Source organism: Erythrobacter sp. JB2-19, assembly GCF_057365005.1.
The window spans coordinates 158473-172576 of sequence record NZ_CP200290.1 but is presented as its reverse complement, the minus strand read 5'-3'; the positions used below and the strand labels follow the sequence as shown (position 1 = coordinate 172576).

At 57.3% G+C, this 14104-nt stretch carries 13 protein-coding genes; 4 read left to right on the top strand and 9 right to left on the bottom strand.

Features of this window, described 5'->3' with window-relative positions:
* Window positions 1-9: 9 nt before the first annotated feature.
* Complete coding sequence (locus AC0V6O_RS00845; protein WP_486141094.1) at window positions 10-807, bottom strand: cold-shock protein; 798 nt, start codon at window positions 805-807, stop codon at window positions 10-12.
* A gap of 306 nt (window positions 808-1113) precedes the next feature.
* Between AC0V6O_RS00845 and AC0V6O_RS00840 the strand changes: the two genes are divergently transcribed.
* Window positions 1114-1554 carry a protein tyrosine phosphatase family protein gene (locus tag AC0V6O_RS00840; RefSeq protein ID WP_486141093.1) on the top strand — a complete coding sequence of 147 codons (441 nt, stop codon included), beginning with the start codon at window positions 1114-1116 and terminating at the stop codon, window positions 1552-1554.
* Window positions 1555-1568: 14 nt separating this feature from the next.
* Here AC0V6O_RS00840 and AC0V6O_RS00835 read toward each other — a convergent pair whose 3' ends face one another.
* A complete protein-coding gene (locus AC0V6O_RS00835; protein ID WP_486141092.1) occupies window positions 1569-2993 on the bottom strand; it encodes an amidohydrolase in 1425 nt (474 codons plus the stop codon).
* Between the two features lie 59 nt (window positions 2994-3052).
* Between AC0V6O_RS00835 and AC0V6O_RS00830 the strand changes: the two genes are divergently transcribed.
* From AC0V6O_RS00830 to AC0V6O_RS00820, 3 genes are read left to right on the top strand one after another with little or no spacing between them, the layout of a single operon-like run.
* Window positions 3053-3460 carry a hypothetical protein gene (locus tag AC0V6O_RS00830; RefSeq protein WP_486141091.1) on the top strand — a complete coding sequence of 136 codons (408 nt, stop codon included), beginning with the start codon at window positions 3053-3055 and terminating at the stop codon, window positions 3458-3460.
* Between the two features lie 10 nt (window positions 3461-3470).
* On the top strand, window positions 3471-4424 hold the full coding sequence (locus AC0V6O_RS00825; RefSeq protein ID WP_486145443.1) for a sterol desaturase family protein: 954 nt from the start codon (window positions 3471-3473) through the stop codon (window positions 4422-4424).
* A 26-nt stretch (window positions 4425-4450) separates the two neighbouring features.
* A complete protein-coding gene (locus AC0V6O_RS00820; RefSeq protein WP_486141090.1) occupies window positions 4451-6037 on the top strand; it encodes a GMC family oxidoreductase in 1587 nt (528 codons plus the stop codon).
* 72 nt (window positions 6038-6109) lie between these two features.
* Here the strand turns inward: AC0V6O_RS00820 and AC0V6O_RS00815 are convergent, their stop codons facing one another.
* The 7 genes from AC0V6O_RS00815 to AC0V6O_RS00785 form a co-directional block, all read right to left on the bottom strand.
* Complete coding sequence (locus AC0V6O_RS00815; RefSeq protein WP_486141089.1) at window positions 6110-8521, bottom strand: TonB-dependent receptor; 2412 nt, start codon at window positions 8519-8521, stop codon at window positions 6110-6112.
* A gap of 255 nt (window positions 8522-8776) precedes the next feature.
* Window positions 8777-10114, bottom strand: a complete 1338-nt coding sequence (locus AC0V6O_RS00810) for an ammonium transporter (RefSeq protein ID WP_486141088.1) — start codon at window positions 10112-10114, stop codon at window positions 8777-8779.
* Window positions 10115-10129: 15 nt separating this feature from the next.
* Entirely contained in the window at window positions 10130-10468 is a 339-nt protein-coding gene (locus AC0V6O_RS00805) for a P-II family nitrogen regulator (RefSeq protein WP_472640366.1), read from the bottom strand.
* Between the two features lie 183 nt (window positions 10469-10651).
* Entirely contained in the window at window positions 10652-11209 is a 558-nt protein-coding gene (locus tag AC0V6O_RS00800) for a pyridoxamine 5'-phosphate oxidase family protein (RefSeq protein ID WP_486141087.1), read from the bottom strand.
* Window positions 11209-11574 carry a GFA family protein gene (locus AC0V6O_RS00795; protein WP_486141086.1) on the bottom strand — a complete coding sequence of 122 codons (366 nt, stop codon included), beginning with the start codon at window positions 11572-11574 and terminating at the stop codon, window positions 11209-11211. Before AC0V6O_RS00795 ends, AC0V6O_RS00800 begins: the two co-directional genes overlap by 1 nt.
* The gene (locus AC0V6O_RS00790) at window positions 11571-12452 is read right to left on the bottom strand and encodes an alpha/beta fold hydrolase (protein WP_486141085.1); all 882 of its coding nucleotides are present in this window, start codon (window positions 12450-12452) and stop codon (window positions 11571-11573) included. Before AC0V6O_RS00790 ends, AC0V6O_RS00795 begins: the two co-directional genes overlap by 4 nt.
* Before the next feature lie 51 nt (window positions 12453-12503).
* Entirely contained in the window at window positions 12504-14036 is a 1533-nt protein-coding gene (locus AC0V6O_RS00785; protein WP_486141084.1) for a peptide chain release factor 3, read from the bottom strand.
* Window positions 14037-14104 lie beyond the last annotated feature (68 nt).

The following is a 14104-nucleotide window of genomic DNA, read 5'->3' as shown; positions in this document are numbered from 1 at the left end:
TGGGGAGATTTATCCCTGCGCAGGCACCAAGTTGACAGCAGAATGCTTGCCTCGTCGGTCGACTTCAATGTCGAACTCGTAGCGTTCGCCTTCATTGATGCCTTGCAGCCCAGAACGCTCAACCGCGCTGATGTGCACGAATGCATCTGGTTGGCCATCGTCGCGCACCAGGAAGCCAAAGCCCTTCATCGAGTTGAAGAACTTCACAGTTCCGGTTGCTTTTTCGCCGGTCAGCTCGCGCTGAGGCGCCGCCTCTTGCTTCTCAACCGCGATCACATCGCCAACCACTTGGAGATCCTGAGCGGAAATCTTGCCGCCGCGATCAACCAGGTTGAACTCAAGCTCTTGACCCTCAGCCAGACCTTCTAGTCCAGCACGCTCAACTGCGCTGATGTGAATGAACACGTCTTCGCCGCCGCCTTCTTGCGCGACAAAGCCGAAGCCCTTCTGGCTGTTGAAGAATTTCACAGTACCCTTGCCGGTACCTACGACTTGAGCGGGCATGCGGTTGAAACCGCCGCCTCCACCGCCGCCGCCAGGGCCACCACGACCGCCACCGCCGCCGCTGCGATCACCGCCACCGAAACGGTCACCGCCGCCTCCGCCGCCGTAACGATCGCCGCCGCCACCTGGGCCGCCACGTCCACCGCCGCCGCCATAGCGATCACCGCCACCGCCGCTTCGGTCATTTCCGTAATTGCCCGGAGGCGGGAATCCGTCGCCGCCGCCGCCAAAAGGATCGTAGCTGTCCTCGCCGAATCCGTCGCGCTTGTCCCGGCCGCGCCGACGTCCTCTATCGTAACCCATAACTCAAAACGTACCTTACAAGACTGCCCATCCTCCTATGCATCAGAGCGGGGACAGCAAGCCGCCACTGATACAGGCAGAACACCGGCATCATCCGGAGTCCCACCTCGTAGAATCGGTGCATAGCGCACAAACTTATGCTTTGCGAATGATTTAACCGATCCCGGCTGTTATCCCTGAGAATTGTGACACTTTCGAACAATCCGAATACTTGCTTCGCGTCAAACTGTTGGCCATGAAATGCGCGCACGCGCAGATACTCTGAGCATTCCCGCAGGCCTTCGCACCACAAAGGCGATTAGAACCATGAGCGATTTTCGTGAACTCTCACCCGCCATTTTTGCAAGCCCGCAAATCGCATTGGATGATATCAATGCGGCCAAAGATGTGGGCGTCACCTTGATCATCAACAATCGGCCAGATGGTGAGGAGCCTGATGCACCGCAAGGCGATGCAATCGAAGCGGCGGCCAAGGCCGCAGGGCTGGATTATTGCGCCATACCCATCGGGCATTCCGGTTTTAGCCAGCCGCAGATTGACGAGATGGTTGGCGCGATGGCCAAAGCTGAAGGCAAGGTGCTCGCCTATTGCCGCTCTGGCACGCGCTCAACCTTCCTGTGGGCGCTCGCCCAGGCAAAGTCAGGTCATAGCCCTGCTGGCATTGTGCATACGGCGGCCAAGGCTGGCTATGATGTCAGCCCGGTGCGCCCCATGCTCGATATGCTCTCTGGCCAATCAGGCGAGTAAGTCCGCTCGCTGATTTACTTACGGTAATCGAGCGGCGGTTCGCGGTCGCCCAGCAGCGATTTGTACGTGTAGTCCGGCCCGCGTGCGGCATCGAATTCGGCCTTCGCCGCGCTGCGCAATCCCGGATTGGTGTAAAGCTCCGCCGCCATCAAAGCCATAGCTTTGGCCGCGACCTGAGCGCCCTTGTGACCGATCGAATGGCCGCTGGCCGCAACCGCTTGCCAAGTGTGTGCACTGGTGCCGGGCACCCAAGTCGCCGTGCGCACGCCAACGGTCGGTGTCGCCCAAGAGACATCGCCAACATCGGTCGACCCGTAGCCAAGGCTCTTGTTGTATTCGCCGATTTCGCCCGCGCTGCTGAGCGGCTTTGCTGCATCGCCAAGTGATTTCTGGATCTCTTCCGCCCATGCACGCTCTTCTGCGGTGTATTCAACACCGCCAACCATCCGCAATTTCGCGTCCATCATCTTGGCCAGGGTCTCATTGACCAACAGCGGATTGTTCCCATGAATGACTTCCCATTCCAAGGTAGTTCCTGTGCCGAGCGCAGCACCCTTGGCCGCGTTCTCCAACCGTGCCCAAATGGCATCCACGCCATCGGGATCAGGGTGCCGGACGTAGTAAAACACCTCGGCAAAGTCAGGCACCACATTGGGAGCATTGCCGCCGCTGGTGATGACATAATGCATACGCGCGTCTTGCGGCATATGCTCATGCATCATATTCGCCATCATGTTCATCGCCTCTGCCCCATCCAGGGCAGAGCGGCCGCGCTCTGGCGCGCCAGCCGCGTGTGCAGAAATTCCCGTGAAACGAAACTTGGCTGAACGATTGGCAAGACTGGTCCGGGCCGCTGCGCTGTTTTCGTCATCGGCATGCCAGTGGATCGCAATGTCGACATCATCGAACAATCCAGCTCGCGTCATATAGACCTTGCCAGAGCCGCCTTCCTCAGCTGGCGTACCATAGAAACGGATGCGGCCGGGTGTACCGGTGGCCTCAAGCCATTGCTTAACCGCAATAGCAGCCGTGAGTGACGCGGCGCCAAACAGATTGTGCCCGCAGGCATGCCCTGCATGTTTGCCTTCGACTATATCGCGGGTGGCCAGTGCAGACTGATTGATACCGGGCAGAGCGTCCATCTCGGCAAGGATCGCGATGATCGGACCACCCTCACCCCATTCGGCAACGAACGCAGTCGGGATTTCGGCGATGCCCGCCTTTATCTCAAACCCTTCGCCCGCAAGCTCGGATTGCAAAAGCCCACTCGATTGCGTTTCAAGATAGCCAACTTCGGCCAGATCCCACAATTGCTGCGCCACTCTAACGGTGCGCTCTTGCTGCGCGTCCACATTAGCGGCAGGATCTTGAGTCTGAGCGCTGAGCGGCGCTGCGCCAAGCAGCAATCCAGCCAAAACAGTGCGAGCAACAAACTTCATTAGCAATCTCCCTTGCGCCCTGCTTGCCGCAAAGCCGAGGCCGTGCCAATCCTTTGCAGATGGAAATTCATCCGCTCCTTTTGCAAACTGGCGGCTCGCTAGTGGCAATAATGCTGCTGGCGTGGCTCGCCTTTGCATTGAAGCTGGGCGGCAGACCCAAATTAACGAGCCATAACGAGGCCGCACACGCGGCTGGTGAGGTGGCAGACGGTTTTGCGCCCATTGAAAGCGCGATAGCGCGCGATGGGGCCGGGGCACTCCTGAGGGACGCAGCAGGGCAGATCATGCTACTCAAGCCGCACGGTGCACATTTTGCCGGACGTATTCTCAGCGAAGAGGCCAGCGCCACCACTCGCCGCGACATGGTTATCATCGACCCGGGTGAAGCACGATTCGGCTCGGTTCAGCTAGCGCTTAATGATGCAGAAACTTGGGTCGCTGCCATCAATCAGCTAGGTAGGCGTTAGCATGATCGACCTGCCCGATTTTTCTGTCACTGAGCTGGCCGTACCGCTGTTTATCGCGGCGATTCTCGCCGAAATGACCTGGGCAAGGCTGCGCAGGCAAAGCGCCTATGAACCCAAGGACACGCTCGTCAGCCTTGGCTTTGGACTCGGCTCCACGGTTGCAGGCGCGCTGTTCGGCGGCTTCTTCCTCGCCATCTTCATCGCCGCCTATGATTACCGCTTGTTCGATATCAGTGAGAATTGGTGGGACCCGATTTGGGCATGGCCAGTGGTGTTCGTACTCGATGATTTAAAGTATTACTGGGTCCACCGCGCGGGACACCGCATCCGCTGGTTTTGGGCCGCGCATGTCAACCACCACTCTAGCCAACACTACAACCTCTCAACCGCACTACGGCAGAGCTGGACGGGATCCTTCACGCTCGGCTTCGTGTTCGCTTTGCCATTGGTGCTGATCGGGTTTCACCCCGGCATGATTGCCGTGTGCGGCGGGATCAACCTGGTCTACCAATTCTGGATCCACACCGAGGCGATCGGCAAAATGCCGCGCTGGTTCGAGGCCGTGATGAACACCCCCAGCCACCACCGGGTTCATCACGCCACCAACCCGCGCTATCTTGATCGCAACTACGCAGGCGTTTTCATTATCTGGGACAGGATGTTCGGCACATTTGAGGCCGAGCAAGACGATGAGCCAATCCGCTATGGCATCATCAAACAGCTTGGCAGCTTCAACCTGCTGTGGGCGGTGTTCCATGAATGGATCGGCATGCTGAGCGATATTGCCCGCGCGCCTTGGCGGCATAAGCTGTCTTACCTGCTGCGCGAGCCTGGTTGGACCCATGATGGCAGCCGCGAGACCTCCGATATGATCCGTGCGCGTTGGCGCAAGCGCATTGGCCAATCTGTACAAAATCCGGTGGCGGATCGAAACTCGATTGAAAGCCCGCACGAAGCTGCTTAAGCCTGTCACTTCCAAGAGGAGAGATCATGGAAAGCTTCGATTACATCGTCATCGGCGGCGGTAGCGGCGGCAGCGCAGCGGCGGGACGGCTCGCCGTCGATGGGACCAAGCGTGTGTGCTTGATCGAGGCAGGCGGGCGCAATGACAACGTCCTGATCAAGACGCCCGGCTTCATGCCCTTCATCCGCAATTCGTCGAATTATAAATTCAACACGGTCCCGCAAGAGGGACTGAATGGCCGGATCGGTTACCAACCGCGCGGCAAGGGACTGGGCGGATCTTCAGCGATCAACGCCATGGTCTATATTCGTGGTAACGCATGGGATTATAACAATTGGGCGGCGATGGGCTGCACCGGCTGGGCCTATGATGACGTGCTGCCATATTTCAAAAAAGCAGAAGCGAACCAGCGCGGCGCGGATGATTATCATGGAACCGGCGGGCCGCTGTTTGTATCTGACCTGATATCTCCCAATCCAGCCAGCCATGCTTTTATCGAGGCCGCTAGCGAGATGCAGCTGCGCCGCAATGATGATTTCAACGACGACATCCAGGACGGCTTTGGGTTCTACCAGGTGACCCAGCGTGATGGCGAGCGCTGGTCCGCTGCTCGCGCCTATGTCGAGCCCATTCGCGAGCAGGGCAATTTTGCGATCCGCACCGACACAGTCGTTGAAAAACTAGTGATCGAGCAAGGCCGGGTCACGGGCGTTCGAGTCAAGCGCGGTCGGCGCAGCGAAATGCTTTATGCAAAACGCGGTGTGATCCTGTCCGCGGGCGCCTTTAACAGCCCGCAAATCCTGATGCTGTCAGGCGTTGGCCCCGGTGCGCATTTGCAAGAGCGCGGCATCCCAGTGGCGCTAGATCGGCCCGAGGTTGGCGGCAACCTGCAAGATCATCTGGACTATGTATCCGGATGGGAAACCGAGAGCGATGTGCCGATTGGCGGGACGTTGAAAGGTACATTGCGAATGGCCGCCGCCATATTGGAGCATCGCCGCAGCCGCACTGGCGCGATGACCACATGCTATGCCGAGGCGGGCGGGTTCTGGAAGGTTATGCCGGACGCGCCCGCGCCTGACGTACAGTGGCATTTCGTGCCCGCCGTTCTGGAGGATCACGGTCGTGAGAAGATCAAAGAGCACGGCTTCTCTTTGCATGCCTGCGTCCTGCGCCCGGAAAGTCGCGGCACGGTGCGGCTCGGATCGCGCCGGGCAACTGATGCGCCAGTGATCGACCCGAATTTCCTGGATGATGAGCGCGATCTTGCGGTTCTCAGAGCAGGCGTGCGCCTCTCTCACCGGATTGCGGAAGCACCTGCTTTGCAGGAATATGGCCCGACTGATCGGCATCCGATCCATCTCGAAAATGATGGCGAACTCGACAATCTCATCAGAGAACGCGCTGACACCGTCTATCACCCGGTTGGCACCTGCCGCATGGGCGGTGACAAGGACAGCGTGGTTGACCCAACGCTGAAAGTGCGCGGGCTCGACGGACTATGGATCGCCGATGCCAGCGTGATGCCCAAAATCGTCAGCGGCAACACCAATGCGCCGAGCATTATGATCGGCGAACGCTGCGCTGACTTTGTGAAGGCCGCGACAAGATAGTCTTATCTCCAGGGAATCAGGGCCGGAGCGCTCCAAACGCCCCGGCTTTCCTGATTTCTCAGATCGGCGAGATCAGAATGATTGGCGCGCAGTCACCCCAAATGTACGCGGATTGCCAACCCGGAATCCTAGCCGCGCTCTACCGCCGCGTTCGCGGTCAAAAGAGAGTAGCGCGTTCTCGTCAAACACATTGTTGGCATAGACCACCAGGCTGAGCCCACTGTCGAAATCGACCCCGGCGCTGAGGTTTACCAGTTGATAGTCGTCAAGCAGGAGGTCAACGGTGGTTGCCGCATCAGCGGGTGCGCCGCCGAAGGGTAGGCCATGGACAAAAGTACGCGGATTGTTTTCCTGATCCGCAGGCTGAGTGAAGCGCGAACCCACATGGGTTACAGACGCTGATAAATACGCCTTTGCACTGTCAGAGATCGGCCATTCATAACTACCACTGGCCGAGAATTGCAGCTCTGGCACCGAAGGCAATCGATTGCCTTCACGGATACCAGTGGCCTCAGTCAGAGGGCCAGGCAGCGTCGTATCGAACTCTGCCTCAATCCAGCTTCCCGACAGATTCAGATTCAGACCAGCAAATGGACTGTAGCCCAGTTCCGCCTCAATCCCCGCCGAATGCGCATCAGGCACATTGAAGACAATGCGTGAAGAACAACTGCCAGCATCCAGCGTAACCTGCAGGTCGCTGATGTCATTGTAGAAGCCGGCAGCGTTGAACGTGAAACCATTGCCCTGCGCCTTTACACCCAGCTCATAGTTCCACAGCGTTTCGTCATCATAGTCCTGAAACCCACCGAACAATGCGAGATCATTGGCATTGCAGAGCGGCACATTGAGCGGATCATTGACCCCGCCCAAGCGGAATCCTTGAGAGGCTTGTGCATTGATCGTCACATTGGGGTTGAGTTCATAACTGAGTAGAAAGCGCGGGGTGAAACCGTCAGACGCCGTTTCATCGACCACACCCGCGTCGCCATTGGCGAACAAGCCGCCGGTGGTGATCGTGCGGGTTTCCTCAAAGTCGTAATAGCGACCGCCAGCCGTGAAGGTCAGCGCATCGGTGATTTCCCAGGTCGCCTCACCAAAGATCGCCAATTGCTCGATGTTGTACGGCAGATCGGAATTGAACGGCGAATCGAGATCTTCAAACCCATTGACAACCGCCGCCGACGTGCCTGCACCCAGCGTCGCATCGGTAAAAGCAGCATAGCCCGGTGTGGGCAAGCGCTGGCGATAGAACCGATCAGTCTCTGAATAGAAGCCGCCAATCACCCACTGGATCGGTCCGTCATAATCCGATGCAAAACGCAGTTCCTGCGTTAGGGATTCGACATCAGTCGTGTCACGTAGATTAGATGGGAGCAGTACCCCGGCCTCCGGAAATCCAAGATCGACCGACACCGATCCTGTCAGGGCGCTGGCATCGCGGCTGACCAAGATATCACGGCTAGTAAACGAGCTGACCGAGGTCATTGTGATCGGGCCCAGATCGGCCTCCACCACAAGATCCGCAATCAGTGTTTCGTCCTCAAATGCCTCACGCAGCAGCAAGAACTGCTCGCGTTCGCCCAGCTGCGTCGGGGGACGCGTGGTCGTGAAGGGATTGGCGAAGAGGCTGAATATTTCCTGCCTGTTGAAGCCGTCTGCCGTGACCTTTTGATAGACAAGACGCGGGGTAATGCTGAAACCTTCGCCGGTATCGACACGCAGCGCAATGCGGCCGCCATAACGCTCGCCGCCGTTCACATCCTCACCGCCGGCTGGCCCCTGAGCGTCGATAAAGCCGGCATATTGGGTATAGTATCCGACTGCCCTGACGGCCGTATTTTCACTCAACGGTAGGTTGACCGCGCCCTTTAGGTGCCAGCCCAGATCATCGCCATCAACCAGATTGACATTGCCCTCGATCAGGCCTTCGACCGCATCGGTATTTGGCTGATTGGTGATATAGCGGATGGTGCCGCCGACCGAGCCTGACCCAAACAAAGTGCCTTGCGGGCCGCGCAGCGTTTCGACACGGTTGAGGTCAAACAGATCAAGGTCCGGTGTGAACAGCGACAGTGAGATCACGGATTCGTCGAGATACACCCCGACTTGCTCTTTCACACCAGGTTGGTCGCGAACGACCTGACCGGCGGAAACGCCGCGAACGGAAACTTGGCTTTGACCAGGGCCCAAATTTTGGACCGACAAGCCAGCAACATTACGCGACAAATCTTCGAGCGTTACCGCTCCTGATCTTTGAATATCTTCCTGTGTCTGGGCGTTGATCGAAAAGGGGACATCCTGGATTGTCGTGTCGCGTTTGGTCGCGGTCACCACAATCACATTGCCGCTGGCGGGACTGTCGGCATTTTCATCTTGGTCAGTGTCTTGGGCGAATGCAGGGGCGGCGCCAAATGTAAACGCGCAGCCGACTAACAACGCGGCGCGACATTTGGGAAGCGAAAGAAGCTTGGGGGAACGCATCATCTCTCTCCTATTTGCTGGGTTTGATACCAGAAGAGACGAAGACAACTCCTCAGATACATCAATTGCAAGGCGCTCACATTTGATCTGAGTAAGTTACTGAAAAACTGTAACACACTAGACACACATAGAAATTGCAAAAAAGAGGCCGGAGCGCTTTGAACGCCCCGGCCTATTAAGAGTTGTATGTTCGCAGGAGGAACAAAGGTTAGCGGAGGAAGTGGGAGAGGAGAGTACTTCCCCCGCTAAACTGGGTGATTAATTGTAGGCACGCTCTCCGTGTTCAGAGATGTCGAGCCCGTCGACTTCGGTTTCTTCATCAACACGAAGGCCAATGATCATCTTAACAATGTAAGCGGCGATCAGAGTGCCGATACCGGCCCAAGCGATGGTTACGAGCACGCCTTCAGTTTGGATCCAGAGCTGAGCGCCCAGACCGGTCGAACCGTCGCCAGGACCACCAAGGAATGGCTGATAGACAATGCCCGTACCGATCGCACCAACGATGCCGCCCACGCCGTGAATGCCGAATGCATCGAGCGAGTCGTCATAGCCGAATTTGGTCTTCACCTTCGCTACAAAGAAGTAGCAGACAACAGATGAGACAATGCCGAGTAGGATAGCGCCGAATGGCCCACTGTTACCCGCTGCCGGGGTAACAGCAACAAGGCCAGCGATAACACCTGAGCAGAAGCCCAGCGCCGAACCCTTATGCCCAGCCATGCGCTCAATCACCATCCAGGTTAGCGCACCAGCGGCGGTGGCAACGAAGGTGTTGATCATTGCAAGACCAGCGAATCCGTCAGCTTCCAATGCAGAACCAGCGTTGAAACCGAACCAGCCAACCCAGAGCAGGCCTGTCCCGATCATGGTCATTACCAGTGAGTGCGGAGGCATAGGCTCTTGCGGATAGCCGCGGCGTTTGCCCAACAGATATGCCAGGACGAGACCAGACACACCGGCGTTAATGTGAACAACGGTGCCGCCGGCAAAATCCAACGCGCCAGCTTCAAACAGCAGTCCGTCACCGGCCCAAACCATGTGTGCAATTGGGAAGTACACGATGGTCAGCCAGATCGGCACAAACATCATGACGGCGTTGAACTTCATCCGTTCAGCAGTCGCACCGAGGATCAGCGCAGCCGTAATCGCCGCGAAGGTCATTTGGAAACTGACGAACACATATTCACTGATCACTTCGTCCGTGAATGTTGCCGCCGTTGTTTCTGCACTCATGCCCGCAAGGAAGTAACTACCCCCGCTGATGAACTGGCCCAGAAAACCCTCGATGGGTGTTGAGCCAAAGGCGAGTGAGAAGCCCCACATCACCCACACGAGCATCGCCAGAGCGGCGGTGGCGCCGATCTGAGTCATGGTCGAGAGCATGTTCTTCGAGCGGGTCAAACCGCCATAAAACAGCGCAAGGCCCGGAAGGATCATAAGCAGCACAAGTACCGTTGAGGTCATCATCCAGGCGTTGTTACCAGCCTTAGGTACAGCGGCGGCGGCCTCTGCTGCAGGCGCTGCGAGTGCAGGCTGTGTGGCAAGCAAGCCGGCGCCACCGAGCACGGCACATTTCAAAAGGGTGTTTTTCATTGTCCTTGTCCCCCGTCAGAGCGCTGTTTCACCGGCTTCGCCTGTGCGAATCCGGGTTGCCGATGCGAGATCGAGCACGAAAATCTTGCCGTCACCGATCGCGTCGGTGTTGGCGGTTTGCTGGATGGTCTCGACAACTTGCGCAGCGATTTCATCGCTGGCTGCAATCTCGAGCTTCACCTTTGGCAGCATGTTGGTCGAATATTCTGCGCCGCGATAAATCTCGGTTTGGCCTTTTTGGCGGCCAAATCCCTTGACCTCAGAAACGGTCATACCGGCGACACCGATGCCGCCCAGCGCTTCGCGGACTTCATCGAGTTTGAATGGTTTTATGATGGCGATGATGAACTTCATCCGTGCCCCCTCAATTTCCGCCGGTCAGCCCCGGCTCGCATAGAGCAGCAAAAGGCGTGCCAGTTTTGACAAGAGAGTGGAATCGCGCAAAAGTGCGGCTTCTAAGGTTAACCACCTAGAGAGATTTGCCTAATTTTTAACCCATTGTTTATTTTTTAGGCAGTCGCTGTGATGCAGTGCAAGTTATTCGCCTGCAATATAACGGTCGGTCGGACGCGCTGGCAGGCCATCAATGCTGCTGATGCGGGTCGCCATCTTTGCTTCCCATTCCGCCGGATCAGATTGCCGATGCGCCTTCTTCAGCGTCTCACGTTCCGCCTCCAGCGTCATCAACGGAACACCCCAACCGCAGCTTGTCTGCACACTTTCAATGTCAATCGCAAAGATTTGGCGCGTGCCCGGCAACATCGTGAAATGGCTCGCCAGTTTGTCCCAGCCATCATCCTGAGGCAGCACAGGAGCACCGCGGCCATAAATGCGCAGGATATTGGCGGGTTGCTGAAAATTGCAAAACATCAAGGTGATCCGGCCGTCAGCACCGAGATGCGCGTGCGTCTCATTGCCTGACCCGCCAAGGTCGAGATAGGCGACACGTTTAGGGCTGAGAATTCGGAAAGCATCATAGCCTTTTGGACTGAGGTTAATCCGCCCAACTGGAGCTGAGGTCGCCACAAAGAAAACCGGCTGCGCTTCGATCATAGCAACATGCTTATCAATCAACGCATCAAAAAACTCAGCCATCAATCCATATCCTTGCCTATGGTCGCGCGCACCGGAATGCCCGCCGGATCAAAATTATCCAGACAATAGACATTGATCCCAATGAAGTCGGGTGTCACCCGTTTTCTATGGAACGGGTAGATGCCGCAGGTTCCGCAAAAGAAGTGCCGCGCTGTATGCGTGTGGAATTGATATTCGTTAAGCGCCTGTGTGCCTGTGAGCAGTTCAAAATCGCTTTCGTGCACCTTCACCATTAACGCGTTCTTGCGGATGCAAATTGAACAATCGCATGTGGTGAGTTCGGGAAAATCCGTTTTGATCGCGAACTGCACGGCGCCGCAATGGCAACTGCCTAAATGGCGCTCTATTGGCCTTGTGCCCTTCAAAGAAAGTCTCTGAGCACACTCATAAACTTGTCGAATTGGTCATGGTGTAGCCAATGCCCGGCCTGCTCAAATTCGATCACTTCGGCTGTATTGAAATACTTAAGCCGGCCATCCTTCTCGGGATTTGAGGCCCAGCTATCTGCACCATAGAGCAGCAAAGTCGGGCATGTGATCGCGCCCCAGGTTTGCTTGATGAACTCATCCGCCACGTCTTCCACGCCCCAGACATTGAGGTGGGGGTCAAATTTCCAGCTGTAGGTGCCGTCCTCATTCCGGTTGACCCCGTGGATGGTGAGGTGCCGAGCCTGCTCTTCGGTGAGGTAAGAGTTTTCCTCGATCATGCGCGCAAAGGCGGCCTCAATGCTTTCATATTTGCGCGGGCTCCGGCCAGCCGCCTTGCGCTTCTTCACGATCCATTTGGCCATGCGCTCTGGATAGGGCGTGGCGCGCATTTCTTCGCGGCGCGTAGGGCTTGGGCCAAGGCCCTCAATCGCAACCAGCTTCGTCACCATGTCGGGAAAGGTGCCAGCATAGCGCAGCGCAACATTGCCACCCATGGAATGGCTGACAATGGTAACAGGGCCGCTGCCCAATTGGTGGATCAACTGCGCCAGATCATAGACCATATCGCCCGACTGGTAATTGCCATCAGACACCCAGTCGCTGTCGCCGTGCCCGCGGTGATCCATCGCAACCACGTGGTAGTCGGCGCACAATTGCTCCGCCGTCCAGTCCCAACTGCGCGCGTGATCGCGCCCGCCATGCACCAGAACCAGCTTGGGCTTTGCGCGGTCCGCATCACTTTGCGCCCAATCGAAATAATTGAGCTTGATGCGCTGAGAGAAAAACGTCTGAGAGGTTGGGCCTGATACGGTCATGCAGTGTCCCATGCCGCGAACATTGCCGCGCCGCAACACTCGCGTGAGCGCTTAGCGCTCTTTAGTGGCCGAGAACTTCAGCTCCGGGTTCTTTTCTTCCTGGTAATTCACGTCCCACGGACTCTTGGCCATGAACACCAGATCGCCGTCGCGGTCTTTCGCCAGGTTAGCTCGGTTGAAGCTTTCAAAATCAGCGAGAGCCTGGCCTTCACCTTTAACCCAGCGGGCGGTGGCAAAGGGCGCAGCCTCAAGTCCGGCCTCAACCTTATATTCCGCAGACAGCCGCGAGATCAGCACCTCCAGCTGGAGTTGACCGACCACGCCAACAATATGCTGCGCGCCAAGCTCAGGGTAGAACACCTGGATCACGCCCTCTTCACTCAGATCGTCAAGCGCTTTGCGCAGCTGCTTGGTCTTGGTCGGATCTTTGAGTTGGACCCGGCGCAGAATTTCCGGAGCAAAATTGGGCAGGCCGGTGAAGCGAACCTTGTTCTGCTCGCTCAGCGTGTCGCCCACGCGCAAAGTGCCGTGGTTTGGAATGCCAATAATATCGCCCGCCTCGGCAGTGTCGGCAATCTCGCGATCCTGAGCGAAAAAGAGGATCGGGGAATGGATCGCAATTGGCTTGCCCAGCCCAGAAGGCGTCAGCTTCATCCCGCGTTTAAAGGTGCCGGAAACCTGGCGCATAAAGGCGATCCGGTCCCGGTGATTGGGGTCCATATTGGCCTGCACCTTGAAGATGAAGCCGGTGACCTCGTCATGCTCGGGCGTGATCTGATCATCGCCCGCTGGCTGCGGACGCGGCGGCGGCGCGTGCTTGGCAATTGCGTCGATCAGTTCGGTGACGCCGAAATTCTTGAGTGCCGATCCGAAATAGACCGGGGTCAAATCGCCATTGCGATAGGCCTCGAGGTCAAATTCCGGATAGCCCACTTGCGCCAGTTCAGCCTCTTCGGCCCATTCAGCGGGAATGTCTGGATCGGTGTCGCGGGTGCCGAGAAATTCCTTCGATGGGCCTTCTGGGCGGCTGACAGCGCCACTTTCAAAATCAAGCACGCCTTCAAATTGTCCGCCCATGCCAATCGGCCAGCCTTGCGGGCTGACATCCAGCGCCAACATCTCTGCGACCTCATCCATCAATTCAAAGCCCGGGCGTCCTTCGCGGTCGACCTTGTTGATGAAGGTGATGATCGGCACACTGCGCAACCGGCAAACCTCGAACAATTTGCGGGTCTGTGGCTCAATACCCTTGGCCGCATCGATCACCATCACCGCGCTATCGACAGCAGTCAGCGTCCGATAGGTGTCCTCAGAAAAGTCCTCATGCCCCGGCGTATCAAGCAAGTTGAAGGTGATTTTCTCGCCCTCATACTCTTTTTCAAAAGTCATCACAGACGAGGTGACCGAGATGCCGCGTTGCTGCTCAATCTTCATCCAGTCAGAGCGCGCCCGCCGCGCTTGACCGCGCGCCTTCACCTCGCCCGCCAAATGGATCGCGCCGCCTTGCAGCAGCAGCTTCTCCGTCAGCGTGGTCTTACCCGCATCAGGGTGAGAGATGATCGCGAATGTGCGGCGATTGGACATAGGTCTAGCTTAAAGCACCGTTGGACATGGAGCGCGCGCCTTAGCCGCAAGCGCTGAACCCGTCTACA